Source organism: Lysinibacillus sp. GW823-FHT02G10 (assembly GCF_058797135.1).
The window spans coordinates 322,600-349,372 of sequence record NZ_JBXAJI010000002.1; the positions used below are offsets into that span (position 1 = coordinate 322,600).

26 protein-coding genes are annotated in these 26,773 nt (G+C 37.6%); 1 reads left to right on the plus strand and 25 read right to left on the minus strand.

Features of this window, described 5'->3' with window-relative positions; translation table 11 throughout:
• Window positions 1-260 precede the first annotated feature (260 nt).
• From dnaI to citZ, 20 genes are all read right to left on the minus strand, one after another.
• Entirely contained in the window at window positions 261-1,190 is a 930-nt protein-coding gene (gene dnaI / locus AC1RFD_RS11515; RefSeq protein ID WP_255349866.1) for a primosomal protein DnaI, read from the minus strand.
• A 27-nt stretch (window positions 1,191-1,217) separates the two neighbouring features.
• On the minus strand, window positions 1,218-2,582 hold the full coding sequence (locus tag AC1RFD_RS11520; protein WP_048393607.1) for a replication initiation and membrane attachment family protein: 1,365 nt from the start codon (window positions 2,580-2,582) through the stop codon (window positions 1,218-1,220).
• A gap of 16 nt (window positions 2,583-2,598) precedes the next feature.
• Complete coding sequence (nrdR, locus tag AC1RFD_RS11525) at window positions 2,599-3,069, minus strand: transcriptional regulator NrdR (RefSeq protein WP_004226277.1); 471 nt, start codon at window positions 3,067-3,069, stop codon at window positions 2,599-2,601.
• A gap of 187 nt (window positions 3,070-3,256) precedes the next feature.
• Window positions 3,257-4,279, minus strand: a complete 1,023-nt coding sequence (locus AC1RFD_RS11530; RefSeq protein WP_004226274.1) for a glyceraldehyde-3-phosphate dehydrogenase — start codon at window positions 4,277-4,279, stop codon at window positions 3,257-3,259.
• A 203-nt stretch (window positions 4,280-4,482) separates the two neighbouring features.
• Window positions 4,483-5,079 carry a dephospho-CoA kinase gene (gene coaE, locus AC1RFD_RS11535; RefSeq protein WP_103118646.1) on the minus strand — a complete coding sequence of 199 codons (597 nt, stop codon included), beginning with the start codon at window positions 5,077-5,079 and terminating at the stop codon, window positions 4,483-4,485.
• Window positions 5,080-5,092: 13 nt separating this feature from the next.
• Window positions 5,093-5,965: a bifunctional DNA-formamidopyrimidine glycosylase/DNA-(apurinic or apyrimidinic site) lyase gene (mutM, locus tag AC1RFD_RS11540; protein ID WP_112116325.1), complete on the minus strand. Its 873-nt coding sequence runs from the start codon at window positions 5,963-5,965 to the stop codon at window positions 5,093-5,095.
• Between the two features lie 12 nt (window positions 5,966-5,977).
• Window positions 5,978-8,605 carry a DNA polymerase I gene (gene polA / locus AC1RFD_RS11545; protein ID WP_115674491.1) on the minus strand — a complete coding sequence of 876 codons (2,628 nt, stop codon included), beginning with the start codon at window positions 8,603-8,605 and terminating at the stop codon, window positions 5,978-5,980.
• 4 nt (window positions 8,606-8,609) lie between these two features.
• Window positions 8,610-8,762 (minus strand): hypothetical protein, encoded by a 153-nt coding sequence (locus AC1RFD_RS11550; protein WP_403018247.1) that lies wholly within the window; start codon window positions 8,760-8,762, stop codon window positions 8,610-8,612.
• 55 nt (window positions 8,763-8,817) lie between these two features.
• Entirely contained in the window at window positions 8,818-9,177 is a 360-nt protein-coding gene (locus tag AC1RFD_RS11555; protein WP_048393597.1) for a hypothetical protein, read from the minus strand.
• Between the two features lie 280 nt (window positions 9,178-9,457).
• A complete protein-coding gene (locus AC1RFD_RS11560; RefSeq protein ID WP_048393595.1) occupies window positions 9,458-9,874 on the minus strand; it encodes a hypothetical protein in 417 nt (138 codons plus the stop codon).
• Window positions 9,875-10,057: 183 nt separating this feature from the next.
• Window positions 10,058-11,068, minus strand: coding sequence for a protease modulator HflC (hflC, locus tag AC1RFD_RS11565; protein ID WP_103118649.1), 1,011 nt, complete (start codon window positions 11,066-11,068; stop codon window positions 10,058-10,060).
• Window positions 11,068-12,039 carry an FtsH protease activity modulator HflK gene (gene hflK, locus AC1RFD_RS11570; protein ID WP_048393591.1) on the minus strand — a complete coding sequence of 324 codons (972 nt, stop codon included), beginning with the start codon at window positions 12,037-12,039 and terminating at the stop codon, window positions 11,068-11,070. Before hflK ends, hflC begins: the two co-directional genes overlap by 1 nt.
• A 149-nt stretch (window positions 12,040-12,188) precedes the next feature.
• Window positions 12,189-12,902, minus strand: coding sequence for an LrgB family protein (locus AC1RFD_RS11575; protein WP_421924892.1), 714 nt, complete (start codon window positions 12,900-12,902; stop codon window positions 12,189-12,191).
• Window positions 12,899-13,267 carry a CidA/LrgA family holin-like protein gene (locus tag AC1RFD_RS11580; protein ID WP_048393586.1) on the minus strand — a complete coding sequence of 123 codons (369 nt, stop codon included), beginning with the start codon at window positions 13,265-13,267 and terminating at the stop codon, window positions 12,899-12,901. Before AC1RFD_RS11580 ends, AC1RFD_RS11575 begins: the two co-directional genes overlap by 4 nt.
• A gap of 351 nt (window positions 13,268-13,618) precedes the next feature.
• On the minus strand, window positions 13,619-15,154 hold the full coding sequence (gene pnpS / locus AC1RFD_RS11585; protein WP_048393584.1) for a two-component system histidine kinase PnpS: 1,536 nt from the start codon (window positions 15,152-15,154) through the stop codon (window positions 13,619-13,621).
• Window positions 15,151-15,867: a response regulator transcription factor gene (locus AC1RFD_RS11590; protein WP_016993215.1), complete on the minus strand. Its 717-nt coding sequence runs from the start codon at window positions 15,865-15,867 to the stop codon at window positions 15,151-15,153. The genes pnpS and AC1RFD_RS11590 overlap by 4 nt, the downstream gene beginning before the upstream one ends.
• Before the next feature lie 52 nt (window positions 15,868-15,919).
• Window positions 15,920-16,360: a MaoC/PaaZ C-terminal domain-containing protein gene (locus tag AC1RFD_RS11595; RefSeq protein WP_004226245.1), complete on the minus strand. Its 441-nt coding sequence runs from the start codon at window positions 16,358-16,360 to the stop codon at window positions 15,920-15,922.
• A 158-nt stretch (window positions 16,361-16,518) separates the two neighbouring features.
• Window positions 16,519-17,457, minus strand: coding sequence for a malate dehydrogenase (mdh, locus tag AC1RFD_RS11600; protein ID WP_048393582.1), 939 nt, complete (start codon window positions 17,455-17,457; stop codon window positions 16,519-16,521).
• A gap of 178 nt (window positions 17,458-17,635) precedes the next feature.
• The gene (gene icd / locus AC1RFD_RS11605) at window positions 17,636-18,898 is read right to left on the minus strand and encodes an NADP-dependent isocitrate dehydrogenase (RefSeq protein ID WP_048393581.1); all 1,263 of its coding nucleotides are present in this window, start codon (window positions 18,896-18,898) and stop codon (window positions 17,636-17,638) included.
• A gap of 79 nt (window positions 18,899-18,977) precedes the next feature.
• A complete protein-coding gene (citZ, locus tag AC1RFD_RS11610; protein ID WP_048393579.1) occupies window positions 18,978-20,093 on the minus strand; it encodes a citrate synthase in 1,116 nt (371 codons plus the stop codon).
• Between the two features lie 250 nt (window positions 20,094-20,343).
• On the opposite strand from citZ, the gene AC1RFD_RS11615 reads away from it, so the two are divergent.
• Window positions 20,344-21,309: an AI-2E family transporter gene (locus AC1RFD_RS11615; RefSeq protein ID WP_048393721.1), complete on the plus strand. Its 966-nt coding sequence runs from the start codon at window positions 20,344-20,346 to the stop codon at window positions 21,307-21,309.
• Here AC1RFD_RS11615 and AC1RFD_RS11620 read toward each other — a convergent pair.
• The 5 genes from AC1RFD_RS11620 to accD form a co-directional block, all read right to left on the minus strand.
• Window positions 21,293-21,682, minus strand: a complete 390-nt coding sequence (locus AC1RFD_RS11620) for an FxsA family protein (RefSeq protein ID WP_054549955.1) — start codon at window positions 21,680-21,682, stop codon at window positions 21,293-21,295. The genes AC1RFD_RS11615 and AC1RFD_RS11620 overlap by 17 nt on opposite strands.
• 202 nt (window positions 21,683-21,884) lie before the next feature.
• Window positions 21,885-23,645, minus strand: a complete 1,761-nt coding sequence (pyk, locus tag AC1RFD_RS11625) for a pyruvate kinase (protein ID WP_048393575.1) — start codon at window positions 23,643-23,645, stop codon at window positions 21,885-21,887.
• A gap of 26 nt (window positions 23,646-23,671) precedes the next feature.
• The gene (pfkA, locus tag AC1RFD_RS11630; protein ID WP_048393573.1) at window positions 23,672-24,631 is read right to left on the minus strand and encodes a 6-phosphofructokinase; all 960 of its coding nucleotides are present in this window, start codon (window positions 24,629-24,631) and stop codon (window positions 23,672-23,674) included.
• 321 nt (window positions 24,632-24,952) lie between these two features.
• Complete coding sequence (locus AC1RFD_RS11635) at window positions 24,953-25,909, minus strand: acetyl-CoA carboxylase carboxyltransferase subunit alpha (protein ID WP_004226227.1); 957 nt, start codon at window positions 25,907-25,909, stop codon at window positions 24,953-24,955.
• Window positions 25,902-26,759 (minus strand): acetyl-CoA carboxylase, carboxyltransferase subunit beta, encoded by an 858-nt coding sequence (accD, locus tag AC1RFD_RS11640; RefSeq protein WP_048393568.1) that lies wholly within the window; start codon window positions 26,757-26,759, stop codon window positions 25,902-25,904. Before accD ends, AC1RFD_RS11635 begins: the two co-directional genes overlap by 8 nt.
• Window positions 26,760-26,773: the final 14 nt, after the last annotated feature.

Here is a 26,773-nt window from a genome sequence, read left to right on the forward strand (position 1 = left end):
CGTGGTTCCACCCTTCTTCCTTCCGACTTACATAAAGTCAGACGAAGCTCAAGGCTAGCTAACGGGCTAGGGACCGGCGAAAGATTATCCCTTTCGCTGCTCAGTAGGTAGTAAATAATGTGCCCATACTAGGAAGTTTTCAGCCGATGACTTCCCTCTCTAAAAGCTGATACACAAAATTCATGTCCTCATCAATGCATATTGATATTAAGTATATGAGTCAGTATACGCTCGATTGTCGAAAAATGCAACTATCAATGTTACATCCGACGATTTTTGCCTCGCATTTCGATCGGCACTGTTAGGGCTTTAATTCGCTCCATAATTCGTCCCGCTTTAACAACCTCAATATCACCTTTTTGTGACTGAGCTAAGTGATGCTCTAATTCTTCATAGTTAAAATTAGACGTAATAAAAGTTGGCAATTGCTCTGCCATCCGATAATGGAAAATAGTCCCCAATATTTCATCACGTGTCCAGGCAGTCATTGTCTCCGCACCTAAATCATCTAGCATTAAGACAGGAGCCTTTTTAATATAATCTATTTTCTCATTCAATGTATTATCGCCAATGGCATTTTTCATTTCTCGTAAAAATTCTGGAACGAAAACTACCACAGAGCGGATTTTAATAGATGCTAATTCATTGGCCAATGCACCAAGTACAAAGGATTTCCCTACACCAAATTTACCATATAGGTAAAAACCTTTTGCAGGTAATTGACCAGTTTCTTTTGTTATTTTAACAAATTGAGCTGCTTTTTGTGCAATCGCCACACGTGATTCATCATCAATACTTAAATCATGAATTGTTGCTTGTAGCACATCTTTTGGCATATGCATACTTGCAATCATATTCGCAACATCTCGGCGTTCTTCTTCCCTAATCTTTTGCTCACAGCGCACATAGTCCATTTCAATAGAATTCCGAACAACCCTTAATGTCGGGATGAATCCTTTTAAATAGTTTGTACAATGTTCGGTATTATCACACCCACAGCACTCAGTAGATTGACTAATAAACTCATGCAGTTTAGGTAAATTTCGCTCAACATTGTCATAGTTTAATTCATCTGCATGCTGCGCTAAAAATTCCTGCACATGCGGGTGCTCTAAAATTTCACGTCGCATGGCTTCATAGCGTTCTTGGAACGAGGGTACATTAATTGCTCGCTTTAGTGGTCCATTTATAGGTTCGATTACTGCTCACCTTCTTTACTATTCGCTTTTTCCTAGCATCTCTAATATTTTTTGTCGCTCTTTTTCAAAATCTATAGTACTAGAGGTAGATTCCTCTTGATTGTCATTTCGTTTATAGAACCATTCAGGCACTTTTTCTTCACGTTGATATCTTGAACGTCCTTTAGTCTGTTGACTCGTTTTATTGGACGTTTGCGGCTTGTTTTTCCAAGCTGTATATTTATCATGCTCTTGACGTGCAAGTTCCATTGCTTCCTTAGCGGTCTGGACATTTTTTCGTACCCAATGATCAGCAATCGTTTCCACATATTTTTTAGGGAGCTTCATATCTGTTGTTAGCATAACGTATTCTAACAATGCATTAACCACTCCAATTGGCATGCCATGTTGAACGATTAAATTTTCTGCAAGTTGGACTGAGGTTTGTAATGGTTCTTTACCATTATTTATATCTCTTAAAACTTGGACAGGTGCCGTTGTTTCTAAATAGTGTTGAAGTTCCTGATCCTTGGTTTTTTGTCCCGCTTCTGCTACTGGTAGAGGATCGGTGACACGGGCAAGTTTTGGCGGCTCCTTGGATACGGTTAATTTATAAAAATCAGCAGCAGCCTTTCGTAAACGTTCCTGAGAAATTCCTAAATCATCATCTAAAGCAAGTATGACTACTTTTTGCATATCAAGGGCTGTTAAATGATATAAAAATGCCAACTTGGCTATAGCTTCACGCACTTCAAATGTCAACAAATTGGAAGGTACCAATTGCTCAGACAAACCAGCTTGCAATAAATCAAAATCGAATTGCTCCAAATAAAAAGGATATACTTTTTGTTGTTTATCCTTATGACTCGTATCCACTTGTAAATCTGATGGGATATTGGCATGAACAGGCTTATAGACATCAATAAAAGCACGAGATACATCCTTAAACGCCGAGTCCTTTACAGGTGACATAAAGCGCTGACGTAAGTTGCGATAAGCCTGCTCTCCAATTTTACTAAACAAAAACATCGACAGCAGCGGGTCTTTCATAAAGCTATCTGCATCTAATGGGCGCTGTAGCTCATATAAAAAACTACGCTCACCAGCATTTTCTTTTTTCCATGTACGCAGCAAACCAATAGCTTCTAAAGCAATACGAGCCTCAAACACTTTACCAATTGGTAGCCCTAGCACATTCATTAAATAATAATGTGTCATTTGCTGCTTTGGCATTTGCTCTGCTTCTGCCCATAATGTTAAATAGAGGCTAACTGGCTCTGATCCTGTTAATGGTTGATAAAATAATGTAACTAATTGACGCTCTTGTGTAGAAAATGCATGAGGTAGACGAATGTCGAAAGGATCGCCAGGCTGCAATTCCTTATATAAATGAATCAACGTCATTCATCCTCTCTGTTTGCTATGATTTCTTCTCCGTTTGACGTTGAATAATGTCCTTTATTTCTTCAATAAAGACATTGATATCTTTAAACTGACGGTAGACCGACGCAAAACGCACATAGGCAACCTCATCAATTTTGGCTAGGCGGTCCATGACCATTTCGCCAACATCTTCTGAGCGTACTTCCGAATTTCCAATACGACGAAGATCTTTTTCAATGGACAGAACAAGTTCCTCCAGCACATCAAGTGCCACTGGGCGTTTTTCACAAGCACGAATAAGCCCACGAAGTACCTTCTCACGGCTAAACTCTTCTCGTGAACCTTCCTTTTTCACAACGACTAATGGTGTCTCTTCAATTTTTTCAAACGTTGTAAAACGGAAGCCACATGACTCACATTCACGACGTCTACGAATTTCTTTATTATCATCTACTGGCCTCGAATCCACAACACGCGTTCCGTTAAATTGGCAAGATGGACATCTCATATAATTACTCTCCTGGTTTACAACAATTTAATATATCTATTATAACAAATTTCCTACATGTAAGAAAAGTGCATTCACGTTTGTGGGCTCATGATAAATCTAAAGCACCTGAAGTACAAGAAAAGTTTCTGTAAAAAAAGAGCACATTGAAACCTTTTCGATTTCAATGTGCTATCTATAGAAATTATTACGCGTTTACCGTTTCTAAAGCATTTGCCACTTTTTTCACAAGGTCAACAACGCGTGCAGAGTAGCCCCACTCGTTATCATACCAAGCAAGTACTTTTACTTTGCGGTTGCCTAACACCATTGTAGAAAGTCCATCAACTGTTGAAGAATAAGTTGTTGTATTGTAATCAGAAGATACTAATGGCTCAACAGAGAAATTAAGGATACCCTTCATTGGACCTTCTGTTGCCGCTTTTACAAATGCTGCATTAACTGCATCAACTGTTACATCTGTATTTAAATCTACTACAAGGTCAACTAAAGATACGTTTGGTGTTGGAACACGAAGTGCCATACCATGAATTTTACCTTCTAATTCAGGTAACACTAATTTTAATGCTTTCGCTGCACCTGTAGATGTTGGGATAATGGATTGGGCGCATCCACGTGCACGACGTAGATCTTTATGCGGATTGTCTAAGTTCTTTTGGTCATTTGTATAAGCATGAACTGTTGTCATTAAACCATTCTCAATACCAAACGTGTCATTCAATACTTTTGCTACTGGCGCTAAGCAGTTTGTTGTACAAGAAGCATTTGAAATAACATCATGTTTCGCAATATCCAATTTGTCATCATTTACACCTAAAACAATTGTGACATCCTCGTTTTTACCTGGTGCTGTTAAAATTACTTTTTTCGCGCCAGCTGCTAAGTGCATCGCTGCTTTATCACGCTCATTAAATTTTCCTGTAGCTTCAATAACGATATCTACACCCATTGTAGACCAAGGTAATTTTAAAGGATCACGTTCACTAATAATTTGAACTCGTTTACCATTTACAACTAAAGCATCGCCTGCTGGTTCTACCGTACCTTCAAATGTTCCGTGATTTGTGTCATACTTAATCAAATGTGCTAACGTTTCTGCAGGATAGCTAGCGTTAATTGCAACGATGTTTAAATCTTGTTGTACGATAGCCTGGCGGAAAACCATACGTCCGATACGCCCGAAACCATTAATAGCAATTGATACTGTCATTTATAATATCCTCCTGTGAGTACATACTCAGATTAATTAATTATATACTTTATGGTGATTAGTATAACACAATTTCAAAAAAGATGAACATTATATATTGAGAATATAAAAGTTCTTATTTTCTGAAAAATTATTCTTTATTATGGCGTTTCCCCATAAAAAAATGCGTAGCAAGGTCGGCTTGCTACGCATTATAAAAGAACTCATGAAATAACATCCCAATAATGCAGGATTTTTTTTAATTGTTCTTCTGTACTTTCTATATTTTCATTATTATAAATGACCGCATGTGCACCCTTTTCTTTGACAGACATCGGCAGTTGAGAGTGCATACGTGCCAATGCATCTTCTTTAGATAAATTATTTCGTTCCATTAAACGTCGAAGCTGAACTTCTTCACTGACCGATACCACAATGATACGTTCCACAAAATGTTGAAGCTTACTCTCAAATAACAAAGGAATGTCCATCACAACATGTTCATGTCCTGCTTCTAAATAAGCATCACGCTGACGTAACATTTCTTTTCTGATTGCTGGATGCATGATATCATTTAACGTTTTGCGTTTGGCAGGCTCATGAAATATAATATCTCCCAGCATAGTTCGATTTAAATTGCCGTCCTCAAGCAAGATAGCTTGTCCGAAGCTTTCAGCAATCAATGCTAATGTCTCAGTTCCAGGTTCTACGACATCTCGTGCTACAACATCTGCATCAACAATCGGTAAACCCAGTTCGCTCATCATTTTAGCTACTGTACTTTTTCCACTTGCAATACTTCCTGTTAGTCCGATAATCATTGCTAAATCCCCTTTAATGTTGACAATTTGGGCAATAGACAGAGGTACGCCCTCCAATTGTCATTTGACTTGTTGCCGTTTCACATGCTGGACATACCTTTTTCCCATACATTTTTAATCGATTCTGCATACTCCCTGCTTCCCCATTAATATTCCGATAATCAGAAATAGTTGAACCACCCGCTTCAATGCTTTGACGTAGGACAGCAACAATCTCCTCAAATAATGCTCGCTTCCGCTTTTCACTAATGCGGCTCATTTTGCGTGCAGGGTGAATTTTCTGAGCAAACAATGCCTCTGTTGCATAAATATTGCCACAGCCCGAAATGACTTGCCCATCCATAATTACTTCTTTTACGGCTTTATTTTCATATTTCGGTAGCTTAGATTTTGTTATAAAAAAATCACATGCATGCTCATCAAATGGCTCTGGTGCCATTTTTGTCAATGGCGCATGATCTTCAATTTTTGTCAGAAAACGAAGTTCACCGAATCGACGAATATCCGAATAAATCAAGTATCCCCCATCTGCCATTTCAAATGTCGCATGGATATGCTTTTGAAATTTCGTCTCATTGATTTCTTCGGGTGAATTCACAACAAACCAAGCACCTGTCATCCCTAAGTGACTAACAAGAACATATGGAACATCATCCTTCAGCAAATGAAAGAAAATATATTTTGCTCTTCGTTCAATTTTGGTAATGGTCATCTGGGACAAAGTACTTTCAAATGCATCAGGCGCTGCTTGTTTGACAATACATTGTTTACCCTCACTAAAAGAGAAATGTACTCGTTCAGAAAGCTGAACCTGTTGAATGGTACGTCCTTCAACTGTTGGCTTCAATGCCTGGACGACACCCTCTACCTCTGGTAATTCAGGCATTTGAATCCCTCCTTATTTTGCCTCGTACCAAGTTGAGCCATGGTTAAAATCTACTTTAAGCGGTACAGCAAGCTCAATAGCGTTTTCCATGACTTCAGGTACAATTTTTTCGAGTAAGGCAATCTCTTCCTTTGGTGCCTCAAAGATTAGCTCATCGTGCACTTGAAGTAGCAGTTTTGCCTGCATCTTTTCTTTTTTCAATCGAGCATCCATATCAATCATTGCCTTTTTAATGATATCAGCTGCACTACCTTGAATTGGCGTATTCATCGCCGTACGCTCAGCAAAGCTTCTTAAATTAAAGTTTGAGCTTGTTATATCCGGTAAATAACGGCGTCTATTTAATATCGTTGTCACATAACCATTAAATTTTGCATTTTGTACAATGTCATCCATGTACTGTTTTACACCAGGGAAACTTGCGAAATACTTTTCAATAAAATTAGCCGCTTCCTTACGTGTAATATCTAAGTTTTGTGATAGACCATAATCACTAATACCGTAGACTATTCCAAAGTTAACAGCTTTCGCTGCGCGACGCATATTACTATCAACCTCATCTTCTGACACATGAAATACATCCATAGCTGTACGTGTATGAACGTCCATTCCTTCACGGAAAGCCTCAACAAGGTTTTTATCTTCTGACATATGTGCAAGAACGCGTAATTCAATTTGCGAATAGTCAGCAGAAAATAATATCCAATCCTCTTTTGAAGGTACAAAGGCTTGACGAATTTTGCGGCCCTCCTCTAAACGAATTGGGATGTTTTGTAAATTCGGATCTGTTGAGCTTAAACGCCCTGTTGCAGTTAAAGCTTGCTGGAAGCGCGTATGCACTTTACTATCTGATACATGAATCTCCTTTAGTAAGCCTTCAATATATGTGGATTGTAATTTTCCAAGTTGGCGATACAACAGAATATGTTCGATGATAGCATGCTCTGACTGTAATTTTTCTAGGACATCTGCAGCAGTTGAATAGCCTGTCTTAGTCTTTTTAATCACAGGTAGCCCTAGCTTATCGAATAGAATCACACCTAATTGTTTTGGTGAGTTAATATTAAAGGTTTCTCCAGCTTCTGCATAAATTTCTTGCTCAATTACTACAAGTTTATCATTAAGCTCTTGCCCCATTTTCTCTAACGTAGCGCGGTTAACCGTAATCCCTTCGCTTTCCATTTCACCTAAAATTCCTGCCAATGGTAGCTCTAGGTTTTTATAAAGATCGAATTGTTCATTTTCCTTTAATAAGGCTTCCAGTTTCGGCTGTAATGACCATACTGCAAAAGCTTTACGGCTAACATGCTGTGCAAGTTGGTCCAAATCAGGTATTGCACGCTTGGCACCTTTTCCATATACCGCTTCATCTGCTTGGACATCATAGTAGCCTAATTCCCTTGCAAGTGTTGCGATATCATCGCCACTTAATGCTGGATTATTAATATAAGAGGCAAGTAGCAAATCAAAGTCAACGCCAGCTAATTGAATTCCAGCTCGCTTTAATGATGCTTGAGCTGCCTTAGAATCGGACATATATTTTATTTTTGTGGCATCTTCTAGCCAACGACGGAGAATATCTGATTTTGCTGCTTTATCAAATGGAATATATTGCGTCTTTACGCCATCTGATAAGGCAATTCCCAGCTGCTGACAAGTATGATAGTGCTCGTTTTCAAGCTCTACATGCACAGCCATCACGTCTTTTAAATCCTCAGGTCGAACTTCCTGGACTAGGTCATAATCGAGAGGCGCCTGTTCTTCTTCTTGCACTGTAAAGTCACTTTTATCAAGCAGCGATTTAAAGCCAAGCTCACGCCACACATTGATTAATTCATCTTCTTTTGGCCCATTATATGCAAGATCAGCCAGTGAAATGGTGATTGGAGCATCCGTATAAATCGTTGCCAGCTTCTTACTCATGATGGCTTGCTCTTCATTAGCTACAAGCTTTTCCTTCATTTTAGAAGCTTTCAATGTATCCATTGCTTCATAAAGTGCTTCAACGGAGCCATGCTCTTTTAATAATTTTACAGCCGTTTTTTCCCCGACGCCTGGTACACCAGGAATATTATCGGAGGAATCCCCCATCAAGCCTTTCATATCAATAATTTGGAGCGGCGTTAACCCATACTTTTCCGCAATAAAGGCTGGTGTATTTTTCTCTATTTCCGTAATACCTTTTTTCGTTATATAAACGGTTACTTGCTCTGTCGCCAGCTGAGTTAAATCACGGTCTCCAGAAACGATGATAACATCCATATCCTGCGACGAAGCCTCTTTAGCAAGCGTTCCGATAATATCATCCGCTTCATATAACTCCTGCTCATATTGCTTAATACCATACGCATCAATGAGCTTTCGTAAATAAGGAAATTGCTCTGATAATTCTGGTGGTGTCTTTTGACGTCCTCCTTTATATTCTGTAAAGGTTTCATGGCGGAATGTTGTTTTCCCAGCATCAAAAGCAACCAATATTTTGGTTGGCTGTTCTTCCTCTAATATTCTTTGTAGCATTGTTGTAAAGCCGTATACAGCATTAGTATGAATGCCACTATCATTCGTTAGCAATGGCAACGCAAAAAACGCGCGATACGCTAAACTATTACCGTCCAATAATAGTAATTTTTCCTTGGTCATGATTTTATCCTCCTGCGTTGTCTTCTTCTTCTACTTTATCATAACAATACATTTCAAGTAAAAAAAGCAGGTGTCCACCCTCAAGGTTATCCATTATTTTTAATGGTTTATCCACCACTTTTAAGACTTTATCCGCTACTTTAGCATTCCTATTCATTCAAAAAAGCCAACCGCGCGCGCAGCGGTTGACTTGTTTAAAATATTTTAACTCCTTAACGCATATTACCTATAATAGATGAACGACTATCCTGCATTTTTTTCACAAAATTAGTCATTACATCAAAAGCCTCATTTCGTTTACTATTCATACTTTGTAAACGGAGCATATCCATTTGACCTTGCTGTGCATTCAAATCAGCTAGCTGTTGATTTCGTTGTTGAACATCCTCTAGTTGATCCTTAAGCTGATTTTCTAACAGCTGTGCTCGCTGTGATTGGACTGCTTGTAATGCTGATTCTAGATCCATGCCTTGAATATCAATTGGTTGAATTAGGCTATTAGCAGAGGATTGCCCTGCCCCACTAAATAATAATCCGACTGCTAAAGCACTTCCAAACACGACCTTTTTCATCTTTATTACCTCCTATTAAAATGAATCTTTGCTTATCATACATACTAAAGGTTAAAACTAGGTTAAAAAATTCAATATGGTATGTATGCATCTGCCTATCAAGTTTAGTCATTGACTATTCTCAATAACTTGACTGTACTACAGATTAAATAAGGGCAATACTGACAAATGTTAATAATTTACGTATTTACAAGGCATAAGACGTATTACATCCATTACTAAAAAGCAAAAACTTTCATTCAAGGACAAGTCTCCTGTAAATGAAAGTTCTTAATAGTTATTATTGATTTGAAGTACGATAAAAAACTTCTTCATAGATGACAGTTAATATAAATGCATTCATAAAAGCAAACACAAGAAATAACGGCATGCCGCCTAATTGTGGATATGTTAGCTCTTGATTAAATACCATTACTGTACTAATTTGTGCCAAAAAGAAGATTAAGCCAATTCCAACTTGCCAAATAGGACGCTTGACCTTTCTTTTTTCATACCAAAATAATTTCTTAAAAAGGTTTCTTACATCATCTGCAATAATGATACTGATTAAAAAGATACAAACAAAAAATACTGGTATATGATAAACACTTTTCGTCACCCACGAAAAATCGGATAGACGGTAGAAAAGTGTTAATATCGAAGCTATACTACAAGCAATCCCTAAATTTTGGAGCCATTTGCTAATTTGTAATTTCAAAGCCCTTACCCCCAACTATTCTTTTTTAAACATTATCATTCTATCAAATTATAGCTGATTCGGGAATACAAACTTATAAATTTCTATTATTTTCATACTATAGTAATTCGATTTCACGGATAGTTATAATTCGTGCAACAAAAAAGTCGTCTCCTTCAAGACAGAGACGACTTTAAACTGCGTTTATTTAATATAACCAGACAAGATGTTGGCATATGGTGAAGTAGCTGGCAAGATAATAACCGTATCTTCCCCAACCGTTTTCTTATAGGATTCTAATGTGCGGTATAAAGAATAAAATTCAGGATCTTGAGAGAAAGATTTATTGTAAATCTTTGCAGCCTCTGCTTCTCCTTCAGCTTGAATTAAAGCAGCTTCTTTACTTGCTTTAGCAAGCATTTCTTGTACGTGTTGATCCGTTTGTGCCTCAATACGACGTTTCTGTGCATCTCCCTCTGAAAGATACTTTTGTGCAATTGATTCACGATCTGAAATCATATTCGTAAAAACGGATTGTTCATTTTCAGTCGGTAAATCAATGCGACGTATACGTACATCTACTACTTCAATACCATAGTTATCGTTGGAAAGAAGTTCATTAACACGTTCAGTTACTTGATCGTTTATGCTGCCTCGAGAAGAATCCTCATCATTTATAATCTCCGTATAGTTAATTCGGCCAAGTTCAGAGCGAATAACAGAATAAATGAACTCTTCCATACGTGATTCAACTTTTTCTATCGTACCAGCATTCGAAATCAAGAGCTTAGGATCCGTAATACGCCATACAGCATAATTATCAATAATAATTCGTTTTTTATCCTTTGTATTAATTTCTTCTTCCGAAATCTCATATGTCATTTGGTTTTTTGGTAACTTTGTGACACTTTGAATAAAAGGAATTTTCATATTTAAACCTGGTTCACGCTCAAACTTAACAACCTCTCCAAACTGCCGAACAACAGCATACTCTGATTCTTTAACTATATAAATATTCGTTAATAAAGTAATCACTAGAGCGAATATGACCGTTAAGGTTACAGCTAGAGAGATATATTTTTTAGGATTCTTCGGTCCTTTCTTCGACATTTTAACTACATTGTCTCCCGAATCACCTTCTGAAGGAGCAGCTTTTTTACTTTTGCCAGATAAGAAATTGAGGAATTTTTCTAGATCATTATTTTTTTGGTCCATTAGTTACCGCTCCCCTCTTTTTTCTCTGTTTGTGTCTGTTGCGACTGTTGAGGCTGTAGTTGCTGTAGTGGTAAATACTTCATCGTACTACCATCATCATTCATAATGTAAATTTGTGCTTTCGGTAGGACATTTTCAAGCGTCTCTATAATTAACCGCTCTCGTGTAATTTGCTGATTGCCCTTGTATTGCTCATACATTTTATTAAAGACCGCTACATCCCCTTGTGCTTGCTCGATACGGGCTGTTTTAGTTCCTTTTGCTTTCGACATAATAGCATCACGTTCGCCTTCAGCTTCACTAATGCGTTGGTTTTCATATTTTTCAGCTTCATTTATTTTTGTATTTTTCATTTCACGTGCATCTGTTACAGCAGTGAATGCAGCACGCACATCTTTATTTGGCAATTCTACATCTTGCAATTTCACACCTAAAACGCTTATTCCAATATCGTATTTTTCAATAAGAGAAACTAATAATTGGCGAGTATTTGCTTCGATGTCAGCTTTACCTTCTGTTAACGCTGCATCGATAGAAGAGCTTCCGATTATAGAACGAATGGCACTCGATGTCGCGCTATGTAATATTCTTTCTGGATCCTGTGAATTAAATAAAAACTTATTAGGCTCTGTAATTTTCCATTGAACAACAAGGTCTGTTAAGACAATATTTTCATCCCCCGTAATCATTTTTGTTTCGGCATCGTATGCCTCTAACTCACCTGCTTTATTTTGCTTATAACCAAATTGCAGACTAAACGTTTCTTTTGACAAAATTTCTACGGATTGGACGGGCCAAGGTAATTTAAAATGAAGACCTGGATTTGTTACTGTATCATCGGCACGACCAAATGTAATAACCACAGCTTGCTCTGATTCATCTACCGTGTACCATGAAGTAAAAACTGTAATAAGTGCAATAATTCCAAATATTCCAAGTCCAACAATCATTAGTGTCCTTTTCACACTCATGTCTGTTCCTCCTTTTGCTTAGTACTATTGTTTACGGTGAACCCTTATAAAAAGTTTCAAAATATTTTCATATAATGATTGTAAAGGACAGAATCCTCTGTATCTCACTCTTAACAAAAGCTTATCAATGCAAAAAAATCCTGTTACCTTTAGGGCAACAGGATATTGATAACCAGATGTTCAAATACTGGGAAAATGGTAGTGGATAATACAATACTAATTAATGCAGCAACGATCATCGCTAGACTAGCAAATGTGCCTTCTAGCTCTCCAAATTCAAATGCTTTTGATGTACCCGTTCCATGAGCACCCATACCAAGCATTAATCCTCTAGATGAAGGTCTGTGAAAACGACATACTTTGATAACGATTGGTGCTAACAAGCTTCCTAAAATACCAGTCGTCATAACGAAAACAGCTGTAAGCGTAGGAGAACCACCAATCATATTAGAAATATCCATCGCAATAGGTGTTGTTACAGAACGTGGCACTAAACTATGCACCAACTCATCATTTAAGCCCACCAATAGAGCCATCATAAAAGATGACACAATAGCAACCGCTGAACCAACAGCAATGCTGATGAAAATTTCAAATGCGTGTTTTTTTAATAGGTTGACATTTTTATATATAGGAACGGCAAACGCAACGGTTGCTGGTCCTAGTAAATTTGTTAAGACACTCGCTCCAGAATTGTAGGATTTATAAGATACATCTGTCAGTAGTAAAATACCTATAATGACTAAAGGTGTAATCAGCATAGGTGTCAACCATTCTTTTTTATATTTTTTATAAAACATTTTACAAATATAAAAAATAGCAACGGTCCCAAGTAAGCTGACAATGGCGATTAATAAAGTCATATCGCATCACCCTTCTTTCGCTGCTCTAGCCATTGTGCTGTATACCCCGTTACAAACATTACCACAATGGCACTCACGACAATGACCAGCACAACCTTCATTCCTTGCACACCAAATAAGGCATGATAATCAATAACACCGATGGCAGATGGAATAAAGAATAATAAGAGTTCACTTAATAGTACGGCTGCTCCTAATTCAATCCATTCAAGCTTGATTATATGAAACTGTAACAGCAAAAATAATAGGACAAGTCCTATTATACTCCCTGGAATCGGCAAGTGAAGTAGGCGTGCAATAGTATTTCCGATTAATAATAGGATATAAAGATAGCCGATTTGCACGATACTTTTGACGATTTTCATGGTCATCCTTCTCTCATTTTTTTCTCTGCCTCAACAGTCAGGAAAACACGATTCGAATGATAAGAAGGTTGATTCACTGACTGTCAAAGCGTTCGTCTAACAGACAATCGCGGGTAAGATGGTTGTTAAACTTTATGCTACTATACTTTACACCTATTTACGTTCCCTGTAAAACAGAAAAAGAACCTAGTGTCTAAAAAACACTAAATTCTTTCTGTGGGGAATATAAAGCAGTTAAAAATCTTCTATTAGATTTTTATGGTCATCGTCTTAACAATCATATTGGGGGTTTCTAGAAATAAGTATAGTGCCCAAATATGAATGTAACATGTTGTTCATGTAAAGGATTTGTTAATTTTTCGGAATCATGACAATCATTTTAGTTCCTATGCCGACTTCACTCTCTACTTGAATTCGGCCATGATGCGCCTCGACTAGATGCTTAACAATCGCTAAGCCTAAGCCTGTTCCACCAGAATTACGACTTCTCGCTCGATCCACCCGATAAAATCTTTCAAAAACGCGCGCTATTTCATGTTTTTCAATACCAATTCCTTGATCCTCTATTTCGATAATGCCATGTGTTTCATTTTCCTTTAATCGAATAGAAACAGTCGTGTTTTCAGGTGAATATGTAATCGCATTGGTAATTAAATTCGTCACAATCTGAATGATACGATTGGCATCCCCCATAACCTGGACATCTCGTTCGATATCCACCTGGAAGCTCATATTTTTTTCATCCAATCGCGGAGCTGTCAATTCTGCTCCACGAATTAGAACATCCTGTAAGCCCATCGGCATAATATTGACAGTAAAACCATGCTGCTCGATCTTTGAGAGCTCTAGTAAATCTTGAATCAGCATTTGAAGTCGATTACTTTCTTTATATATAATCTCCAAAAAGGAAATCAGCATTTTTTCGTCTTTATAGGCCCCATCCAATAAAGTTTCTGAAAAGCCTTTAATAGATGTAATAGGTGTGCGTAATTCATGTGATACATTCGCAACAAAGTCTTTCCGAATTTGTTCTAATCGAACTAGTTCAGTTATATCATGCATAACGATAACAACGCCTAGCCATCGTCCGTGGTCCCCGATGACCGGTGCCCCATAAACTTCTTTGTTATAAAGTTCTTGCTGTACTTCCATTTTAATTTGTTGTCGATAAGGCATTTCTGTCAGAAAAACATGATCGATAAATTGTTCTAATGATTTAGGTAAGCCTATTGTACGAAAAACCTTTCCTTGTACATCATCAAGCTGCATTCCAAAGCGCTCTAGAAATACTCGATTTACAATGGAAATATTCCCCTCACGACCAATCATCATAAGGGAGCTCCCCATATTTTCAATTAAGGTTTTCAGTCTTTCTTCCTCTACTTCACGTATCGTTGTAATATCTTGCAAATTCCGTGCCAATATGTTTATGGAATGACTCAGTGGTATCATCCGTTCATGCTCATTTTCTTGAGCACGTGCACGATAGTTACCCTTTGCAAGCTCAAGGGCAGTGTCTGTCACATTATCAATCGGTGCAGTAAAGTTACGTATCATATAACGGCTTATAATTGCTATTAATATCAACGTGATGGTAAAGAGAATAGCCAGTACTCCGTAAAGGCGAGCACGCACATAGTTCAATAAGGATTCGTCTCGTTCCATAGCCTGAGCTGCGTACAAAGCTTCCTGATCTTCCTTCGTTAAATCCATTTTGCGTTCATCGATTACTTGGTCCATTGATGTCCGTATCTCAGTGGTTGCTTGCTCGTTATATTGCTCGATATAAACAGGAAAAAGCTGACCTATAACAATCATTAGGACAGCTAGTATCGTTCCAAGTAAAAGCATGAATGTCAAGAATAAGCGGTTGCTCATCGATTTCATGTCGTTTTCGGCTCCTCAAATTTATAACCAAGACCTCTAATTGTTTTTATAAACATCGGCTTACGGCTATTTTCTTCAATTTTATCGCGAAGGTGGCTAATGTGTACATCCACAATTCGAGTATCGCCAGCAAAATCATATTTCCATACAGCACTTAATAGCTGATCACGTGTTAATACACGATTTTTATTTTCAAGTAAATAGATGAGTAGCTCAAACTCTTTTGGTGTAAATTCCAGTGCCTCATCCTGTAAAAATACTTCAAATCGCTCTGGGTACACTCGCAATTGTCCAAACTCATACATTTTTTCCTGCGCCTCATCCTTATCATCTGCGACAACATTTTGCGTGAAACGTCTTAATACAGCCTTGACACGCGCTAAAACTTCACGAGGACTAAAAGGCTTTGTCATGTAATCATCTGCTCCCAACTCAAGACCAAGAACTTTATCAAATTCGTCATCTTTAGCAGTTAGCATAATAATTGGCGTATTCATACGTTGCTGTCGTATTTGTTTACAGACCTCCATGCCATCTAGTTTTGGAAGCATCAAATCTAAAAGAATTAAATTTGGCTGTAAGTCGATTGCTTTTTCAAGCCCTTCCTGACCATCAGCAGCTGTTTCTACTACATAGCCTGCCTGTTCTAAATTATATTTCAATAATGTTGCAATCGAAAATTCATCTTCAATTACTAAAATCGTTTTTGTCATGTCTAATGCCTCCGTTAGTGATTTGAAACCCCCATTTCAAATCTCAAGACGTCTATAGCGCAAGTGGTGGAGTCACAAGCAATAAACCTTCAATTACAAGCTGCTTCTGCTCATTATATGAGTGGACAGATACAGTGATGGTATTGTCATATTTATTGATTGCTGTAACCTCTAATAGCGTATCGAACAATTCATAATGATAGAGAGGTCCTAAATATTTTAAATGTTGCTCAATAATTCGTGCACCTGGTCCTGGAATATACTTTGACACAGCTGATGTAATAATACCATTTAACATAATTGTCGGCACAATTGGCTTTTGAAAAGGTGTCATAGCAGCATAATCATGTTGAATATAAAGCGGGTTACTATCGTTTGTAAGGCCTAAATAAAGCAATAGATCCCTATCTTCAATTTTTTCAGTGATATGGATTTTCTCGCCAACTGTAATTTCATCGATTGTGAGACCAAGTTTACTATTTTTTTGAAGCAAAGATACGCCAACCCCTTTTCTATCATACTACATTCATAGTATCAATTTTATGCTAAAAGTACAATGAAAAGCAGAAGAACCTTACCTTTCTCGACCCTGGAAACATAAAAAAACGAGCAGGAACATTCCCTACTCGTTTTAAGATTTAGACTGATATTCTACACTAAAATTTTCATCACATTACGAACTGCTTCTGCTGATTGATCTAAAGCTGCTTTTTCTTTGTCCGTTAATTCTAGCTCAAAGATTTTTTCAATACCGTTTTCGCCAAGTAATGTAGGAACACCTAAGTATAAATCATGATAGCCGTACTCGCCTTCTAAATAAGCAATAGATGGTAAAATACGTTTTTGGTCTTTTACAATAGCTTCAGCCATCTCTATTAGTGCCGCAGCAGGCGCATAATAGGCAGAGCCGTTACCAAGTAAGTTGACAATTTCTGCTCCACCATTACGCGTTCGGTCAACAATTTCTTCTAAACGTTCAGCAGAAATAAGTGATTCTAACGGAATACCACCAGCAAATGAATAACGTGTTAACGGTACCATTGTGTCACCGTGACCACCTAATACAAAACCAGTAATATCTTTCACTGAAATCTTAAGTTCTTCTGCCACAAATGCACAGAAACGAGCCGTATCAAGAACACCTGATTGACCAATTACACGGTTTTTAGGGAAGCCAGTTTCTTTGTATACTGTGTATGTCATGGCATCAACTGGGTTTGTCAGTACAAGGATTGTAGCATTTGGTGAATGCGTAGCAATCTCTTTTGAAACAGTTTTCATAACACTCTGATTGATTTGAACAAGGTCATCACGGCTCATACCTGGTTTACGTGCAACACCAGCGGTAATGATCACTACGTCAGAATTCGCCGTATCTGCATAATTAGAAGTACCTTGCACATAAGAGTCAAACCCTTGTATTGGTGCTGCCTCCCACATATCTAGCGCCTTACCCTTTGTAGGGTTTTCTGCTTGTGGAATATCCACTAATACGACGTCACCAAGTTCTTTCTGAGCTGCTAAAAATGCTGCAGTAGCGCCTGTAAAACCGCCACCGATAACTGAGATTTTTTTTCGTTTCAGAGACATTTGAATACGCTCCTTTAAAATTAGGTTATATATTTTAAAAGAGGGAGGAGACTTACATCTCACTCCCTCAATTAAACAAGTTTATCGTAAATATTCAATTTAAATTTACTGTCACCCTAATTATATCGGCAGAAAAAAGCATCCGCTTTAGCGATAAATTCTATTGTAGAATAGAAAATTATAGGTTTTTGATTAACTCATTAGCGAATTCTGAACATTTCACTTCTGTAGCGCCGTCCATTAAACGTGCGAAGTCATAAGTAACAACTTTAGAAGAAATTGTTTTCTCAACAGATTGAGTGATCATGTCAGCAGCTTCTTGCCATCCTAAGTGTTCAAGCATTAATACACCTGAAAGTAATACTGAAGATGGGTTTACTTTATCTAAACCAGCATATTTTGGAGCTGTACCGTGAGTAGCTTCGAAGATCGCATGGCCAGTAACATAGTTAATGTTAGCTCCTGGAGCGATACCGATACCACCAACTTGTGCAGCTAAAGCATCAGAAATATAGTCACCATTTAAGTTCATTGTAGCTACTACATCGAACTCAGTTGGACGAGTTAAGATTTGTTGTAAGAAGATATCAGCGATAGAATCTTTCACTAAGATTTTGCCAGCTGCTAAAGCATCAGATTGAGCTTTGTTTGCTGCTTCTTCACCTTGTTCAGCTTTGATAGCATCGTATTGGTTCCAAGTGAAAGTTTGATCAGCAAATTCTTTTTCTGCTAATTCATAACCCCATTTTTTGAATCCACCTTCAGTGAATTTCATGATGTTACCTTTATGAACTAAAGTAACAGATGGGCGTTTATGTTTAATTGCGTATTCGATAGCAGAACGTACTAAACGCTCAGTACCTTCTTTAGATACAGGTTTAACACCGATACCAGAAGTTTCTGGGAAGCGGATTTGATTTACACCAAATTCAGATTGTAGGAAGTTGATGATTTTTTGAGCTTGTTCTGAACCAGATTCGAATTCAATACCAGCGTAGATGTCTTCAGTGTTCTCACGGAAGATAACCATATCAACGTCTTCTGGGCGTTTAACTGGAGAAGGCACTCCATCAAAGTGACGTACTGGGCGTAAGCATACATATAAGTCAAGTTGTTGACGTAATGCTACGTTAAGAGAGCGGATACCACCACCGATTGGTGTAGTAAGAGGACCTTTGATTGCAATTAAGTATTCATTAATTTTGTCTAAAGTTTCTTGTGGTAACCATTCACCAGTTTGGTTAAATGCTTTTTCACCAGCTAAAACTTCTAACCATTCAATTTTCTTTTCACCGTTATAAGCTTTTTCTACTGCTGCGTCAATTACGCGTGATGCTGCTGCCCAGATATCTGGACCAATTCCATCACCTTCGATGAAAGGAATTACTGGATTGTTTGGTACATTAAGTACGCCATTTTCAACTACAATTTTGTTTGACATTCTGTTGCCTCCTAAATTCATAATCATAGGACTGTGTTAGTGATAACACAGTCCCAAACATTCTAGCATATTTTCCAAATTAGCGCTCGCTGATTGGAACATATTTTTGCATGCCTGGTCCAACATACTCAGCACGTGGACGGATTAGGCGGTTATTAGCATATTGCTCAAGGATATGTGCCACCCAACCTGAAGTACGTGATACTGCGAAAATTGGTGTGAACAGGTCATGATCAATACCTAAAGAATCATACACTGACGCAGAGAAGAAATCTACGTTTGCAGGTAATTTCTTTTGTTCTACGATCATGTCATGGATTTTAACTGACATTTCGTAAAGCTCTGGTTTACCAGTTAGCTCAGTTAATTTTTTAGACATTACGCGTAAATGCGGAGCACGAGGGTCGCCTTTACGATATACACGGTGACCGAAGCCCATGATTTTTTCTTTGTTGTCTAATTTATTTTGAATATAAGATTCAACATTTTCAAGTGAGCCAATTTCAGTTAACATTTTCATAACTTGCTCATTTGCTCCACCGTGAAGTGGTCCTTTTAATGCACCGATCGCTGCAGTTACACCTGAATAAACGTCAGATAATGTAGCTACACATACACGTGCAGTGAATGTAGATGCATTTAACTCATGGTCAGCATGTAATACTAATGCTTTGTCGAATGCTTCAATTTCAATATCTGCTGGCTCTTCGCCTTTAAGCATGTATAAGAAGTTTGCCGCATATCCTAGTTCAGGTTTTGGTGAAACTGGTTCTAAACCTTTACGAACACGTGCAAAAGCAGTTACTACTGTAGCAATTTTAGCTTGAAGACGAATTGCTTTACGGTAGTTTGCTTCTGGATCCATAACATCCGCTTCTTCATCGAATACACCAAGTAAAGATACTGCAGTACGCAATGCAGCCATTGGATGTACAGTTGAAAGTGGGTATGTTTTAAATTGGTCGACAATCGCTTGCGGAATTGACATGTTGTCTGCCAATTGTTGTTTTAATTCAGCTAGCTCGTCCTCTTTTGGTAAACGAGTATGCCATAACAGGTAAATTACCTCTTCGAATGACGCATTTTCTGCTAAATCATCAATGTTGTAACCAACATATGTAAGTGTGTCATCGATAATTGAACTGATTTTAGATTCCGCTGCTACGATACCTTCTAAACCTTTAGTTGCTGACATAAATTATCGCTCCCTCATACTTATTTTTTTGTTGCAAATGCGTTTTTTATGTTGCATTTACGAATTTTGCTCATATGAACCATTAAGTAAATCGCTTACATTGCTATTATAATCATTTTTGACAGCTTTGTGAATGAAAATCCTCCAAATAAAGAAAAAGACGTCCGAACGACTATATAATTGTCCTAAAGAGATTTTTTTGTATATTTTGACATTAATTTATCAATTGGTTTGGGGTGAATTTGTAAAAATGAGGAATTTAAAGTATTTTTCATACGAAAGAACTACGAGCGTTTTGCTATTTATTTTTTATTTAGTCATACTTTGGTTTGTATTACCTGTGTCACTCGCAATTTTTTTATCATTTTCGACGTATCCTATCATAAATTTTTTACACAAATATTGTAGGATTGCGTATTGGATTGCAGCAATTATTGTGGAAGTATTAATATTAACCTGTATTTTTCTACTAGTTGTCATATCTATTAACAGTATTATCGTCATTTTTCCAGAAATTCGAGAGACTTTACAAAATTTCCCGCTTTTCAGTGAATATGAATCCATGTTTGTACAAGTTTTAAAAGAAAAATCACTGTCCATTTTCGATTCCATCATCGTATATACAGCAGATCTTTTCCAATTATTAATGAAGCATGTCATTGAGGTTTTCATCTTTTTAGTCGCTTATTACTTTGCGCTTCTAGAAACACGTAAATCACGCTATTGGTTCTTTCAATATGTGCCTAAAAAATATCGTCAAGAGTGGCAATCTCATTTTGCAAAAATCATGCAACTTTTTCATTATTTCTTATTTGTAGAGTTTCAATTATTTACGATTACCCTACTCATTCTTTGTGCTGGCTTTATGATCCTTCAATTTGAACAAGCCATTATTAAAGCATTTATTGTAGCATTTGCAGATGTACTACCGTTTTTCGGAATTGGCGTTTTTCTTGTGCCAATGAGCATTTATTTTTATTTCAATGGCAATACCTTTTTATGTGTGGCCATTTTACTACTCTATTTATTTGTACAATTAACAAGGCAGCTAGCCGATTCAATGCTTTGGTCCAATACGCTTCAGCTACGCACATTCCATACATTCTTTATCAGCGCTGCCTCTATTCTATTATTTGGCTTTTATGGTATATTACTGAGCCCTATCTTTTTATTTCTAGCTGTAAAACTGAAAGAAAACTCTATCTTTGAACGATGATGAATTGACCTTTTTTCATTTTTTTACGCATCCAGTAATAGACAATAGGTTGGAACATTTTTCGAGAAAATGGCATGAGTAGGAATAAACCTAGGACATCTGTTAAAAATCCAGGTAACGCTAAAAGCAAACCACCACCAAAAGTTAAGAAAGTATCCACTAATGCAGCTCCTGGCGCTTCTCCGCGTGCCAATGTATTTTTCACATTTTGAACAGAGTTCATACCTTTATTTTTCATGACATAAATCCCAATCACACTCGTAGCAATAATGAGCAATAATGTACTTAAAACACCAATATTTTGTCCAATGACTATTAATAACGTCAATTCGGCTAATGTGTAGACAATGAAACCAAGAAAAATTTTTCGCATATTTTTCTCCTTTCTACTTGAAAAGCTATACCTTTTATACGTTATTATAGCCCGTTTAGTTTCATAAAAAAATGAATAGACCTATTCTATGAGAAAGCAACTTCTGTTAAAGGAAGGAATTAATAGTTTCCATAAAGTGTGTGTACAACCTTTATGGAAAAGCTCTAGTACAACAAACCGCACTAGAGCTTTTTGTTAATTATTAAAGAACGCTTGCATGTCCTTTGTAAATCACACCTGTTTCAGCGTCCATTGTAATTTCTTGACCATGACGGATTAATGTAGTTGCTTCCTTTACACCAACGATTACTGGAATACCTAGGCTTAACCCTACAACTGCTGCATGGCTAGTAAGTCCACCTTCTTCAGTAATTAGGCCAATACAATTTTCTAAAGCAGGCATCATATCACGATCTGAACCGACTGTAACAAGAATGCATCCGTCTGTATCGTAGGCAAGTGCCTCAGCAGCATTTTTAGCAACCACTGTTTTACCAACAACTGATGCTTTTCCGATCCCTTGTCCGCGTGCAAGTAAATCTCCAATAATGTGAACTTTCATTAAGTTTGTTGTACCCGCTTCACCTACAGGTACACCTGCTGTAATGACAACTGCGTCTCCATGTGTAACAAAACCATGCTTCAAGCTTTCATCCACAGCTAGTTCTAAAATTTCATCTGTTGTTGTCACACGTTGACACACAATTGGGTATACGCCCCATACTAGTGTTAATGTATGAGCTGTATTTGTAGAGCCTGTTACGGCAACAATTGGCACTCCTGGTCGATATTTCGCAATCATTCTCGCTGTATTACCACTTTCAGTTGGAGCTAATACGGCTTTCACCCCTAAGTTGATAGAAGTATAAGCTACAGCTTGTGAAATTGCCTCTGTCATATTTGCTTCTTTCTCACGACTACGTGTAGAAACAATTGATCGATAATCTAATGAATTTTCAGTACGTTGTGCAATTTTATTCATCGTTTGTACCGATTCAACTGGATAAAGACCTGCGGCAGTTTCACCAGATAACATGATAGCATCTGTTCCATCAATAATTGCGTTGGCTACATCACTTGCTTCTGCACGTGTTGGTCGTGGGTTACGCTGCATGGAATCTAACATTTGAGTTGCCGTAATTACCGGTTTACCAACTTGATTACATTTTAGAATTAATTTCTTTTGTACAAGTGGTACTTCTTCTGCTGGAATTTCAACACCAAGATCTCCACGAGCAACCATTAAACCGTCAGATACCAGGATGATTTCATCGATGTTATCGACACCCTCTTGGTTTTCAATTTTGGGGATGATCTGAATATGACTACCACCATTTTGTTCAAGCAATTCACGAATTTCAAGAACATCTTTTGCACGACGAACAAATGAAGCAGCAATAAAATCAACACCTTGTTCGATACCAAATAAAATATCTTGTGCGTCTTTTTCTGTGATACCTGGTAGTTGTACAGAAACACCTGGTACGTTAACACCCTTTTTATTTTTTAGTACGCCAGCATTTTCAACAATTGTATGAATTAATCCTTTTTCCATATCCGTTGCTAATACACGTAGTTGAATTAGTCCATCATCAAGTAAAATAATTGAATTTTGCTCAACGTCTTCAATTAAGCGCTCATATGTGACAGAAAAGCTCGTCTCAGTACCTTCTACTTCTGTCATTGAAATATCAATTACTTGACCTGCTGACAAATGAAGCTCGCCATTTTTCATGTTATGTGTACGAATTTCTGGTCCCTTTGTATCAAGTAAAATTCCCACTGGTTTATTTAATTTTTGTGCCACTTCACGAATTAAATGAATACGCCCTGCATGTTCCTCATGTGATCCGTGTGAAAAATTCAAGCGGGCTACATTCATACCTGCTTCGATTAATTTTTCTAAAATTTCTGGTGACTCACTTGCAGGTCCAATTGTACATACGATTTTTGTTTTTCTCATTTTTGCCCACTCCGTTTTATAACAAATTATATTGATAGTTCTTTCATTAGTGTATATAGGCTTACATCAGCCTCATGATTCTTTTCAAAAGCCTCTGGCATATCATAATCAATGACTTGATGATTGCGAATACCTACTGCTCGACCAGCCTTGCCTTCCATAAGTAATTCAACTGCATGTGCGCCAAACTGACTCGCTAATACGCGATCTCTTGCTGTAGGTGATCCACCACGTTGGATATGACCTAATACTGAAACACGTGTTTCTTTTCCTGTTTTTTCTTTTAACAGTTTTGCCAGCTCACTTCCTGACATAACACCCTCTGCCACAATAATAATACTATGCTTTTTACCACGTGCAGCACCACGATCTAAGCGTGCGACAATATCATCTAAATTATAATCTTCTTCTGGAATTAAAACTGTTTCAGCACCAGCAGCAAGACCTGCCCATAAAGCGATATCTCCTGCATCACGTCCCATTACCTCTACAATGAAAGAATTTTCATGAGATGTAGCAGTATCTCGGATTTTATCAATGGATTCTACTACTGTATTTAGGGCTGTATCAAAGCCAATCGTATATTCAGTTCCAGGAATATCATTGTCAATTGTTCCAGGTACCCCTACAACAGGGAAGCCTTTTTTCACCAAATCCATGGCACCTCGATAAGATCCATCACCACCAATGACAACAAGTCCTTCAATACCAGCAGCTCGTAAATTCTCAATACCTCGTTGCTGAACAGCATCTTCTTTAAATTCTGGGCATCTTGCCGAATTCAAATGCGTGCCACCGCGTTGGATAATACCACCAACTGCACCTAAATCAAGTTCTTCCATAAATCCTTTTACTAAGCCTTCATAACCATGCTTAATTCCGACAACATCAATTCCATGAAATGCTGCCTTACGAACGACCGCTCGAATAGCAGCGTTCATTCCAGGCGCATCTCCACCACTAGTTAATACAGCAATTTTTTTCATTGTCGAACCTCCTGCAGTTACTATTATTATTCACATTAACATGAAAAAACAAACTATGTAAGGGTTCTGGGGATACAAAAACATAACTTTTACATAAAAAATGAAAAGAATGCGCTTTCACACACTCTTTCCACCTAAAAACATCCTAAATCTAACATTTTTTCAAGAAGTCTGGCGTTTATTATGCGCTATTATCTTCTTTAATTTTTATAGCTTTTTAATATGTTAAGAAACAAATTTTGTCTCTTAACGAGCAAATATATAGCTTTTAAATTTTATATCCTATTAAAGTAAACAACATTCATCTTTTTACAAACAGATTTACACTTCTGTATACTGTCCAATTTTTTTAAATTTTTCATAGCGATCTTCAACTAATTGTTCTCCATTTAAAGAATTTAATGCATGAAGTGTGTCACTAATGCATTCTTTAATAGAAAGGGCCTGTTTTGCTACATTGCGATGTGCTCCACCAATAATTTCAGGAATAATGCCATCAATTACACCAAGTTCTTTCAAATCAGGTGCTGTGATACGCATGGCTTCTGCTGCCTGCTTAGCCAGACTACCATCACGCCATAAAATAGATGCCGCTCCCTCTGGCGAAATAACAGAGTAAGTCGAGTTCTCAAGCATAAAGACACGGTTTGCTACACCTAATGCTAATGCACCACCACTTCCTCCTTCACCAATAACGATACTAATTACAGGCACAGTTAAGCCAGCCATTTCTACAAGGTTTCTAGCGATTGCTTCACTTTGACCACGTTCCTCAGCAGCTTTCCCTGGGTAAGCACCTTTTGTATCAATAAAACAAATAATTGGTCGTTTGAATTTTTCAGCTTGCTTCATCAAGCGTAGTGCTTTTCGATACCCCTCTGGATGAGGCATACCAAAATTACGACGGATATTTTCCTTAGTAGACTTACCACGTTGATGTCCAATTATTGTTACTGGTTGCCCTTCGAAAATGGCAATCCCACCAAGAATGGCTGCATCATCACCAAATGTACGATCACCATGTAATTCAATAAAATCTTCACACATTGCTTCAATATATTGAAGCGTTGTAGGTCTTTCTGGATGCCTTGCTACTTGCACACGATCCCACGGCTTCATATTGGCATAAATCGATTGCTCTAATTGTGATAAACGTGTTTCAAGCTTCTCGATTTCACCAGACATATCAACTTCTGCTTCAGCAGCAATTGTTTTTAATTCATCAATTTTCTCACGTAATTGTACGACTGGTTCTTCAAATGCTAAATTTTTAGACATGTTGTACGCCGCCTTTCGTATGCATTTTTACAAGTAAAGAAACTTGTTTACGTAAATCTTTGCGATGGAAAATGGCATCAAGCTGACCATGCTCTAATAAAAATTCTGCTGTTTGGAAATCACTTGGTAGTTTTTCTCGTACAGTTTCTTCAATTACACGTCGCCCTGCAAAGCCAATCAAAGCCTGTGGCTCTGCAATATTTATATCACCAACAGAAGCAAAGCTTGCTGAAACTCCGCCTGTTGTTGGATGCGTTAAGATGGAGATGAACAATAAGCCTTGATCACTGTGGCGTTTTAATGCGACACTAGTTTTCGCCATTTGCATTAATGATAATACGCCTTCTTGCATACGAGCACCACCACTAGCGGTAAAGATAATAAATGGTACACCTAGTTCAGTTGCCTTCTCTACTGCTCGCGTAATTTTTTCACCGACTACAGAGCCCATTGACCCCATACGGAAGTGCGAATCCATAATCGCTACGACAATTTCTTCCCCATCTATTGTACCAACGCCTGTTAGGACAGCCTCATTCAAGCCTGTTTTCTCTTGGTCTGCTGCAATTTTTTCAACATACGCTGGGAAATTAAGAGGATTACTTGTTTGTAAATGATCATCCATGGATTCGAATGAGCCTTCATCTAAGAAATAGTCCACACGTTCTTGAGCAGTCATTTTGAAATGATGACTACATTTTGTACATACTTTATGATTTTTTTCTAATTCTTTTGTTAATTGAATGTGACGACATTCAGGACATTTTGTCATTAACCCTTCTGGAAATGCCTTTTCTTGCCCGTCCTCTTTCTTTTTTCGATTACCACTAAATAAGCTACGTATTGCCATGTTCGACTCCCCCT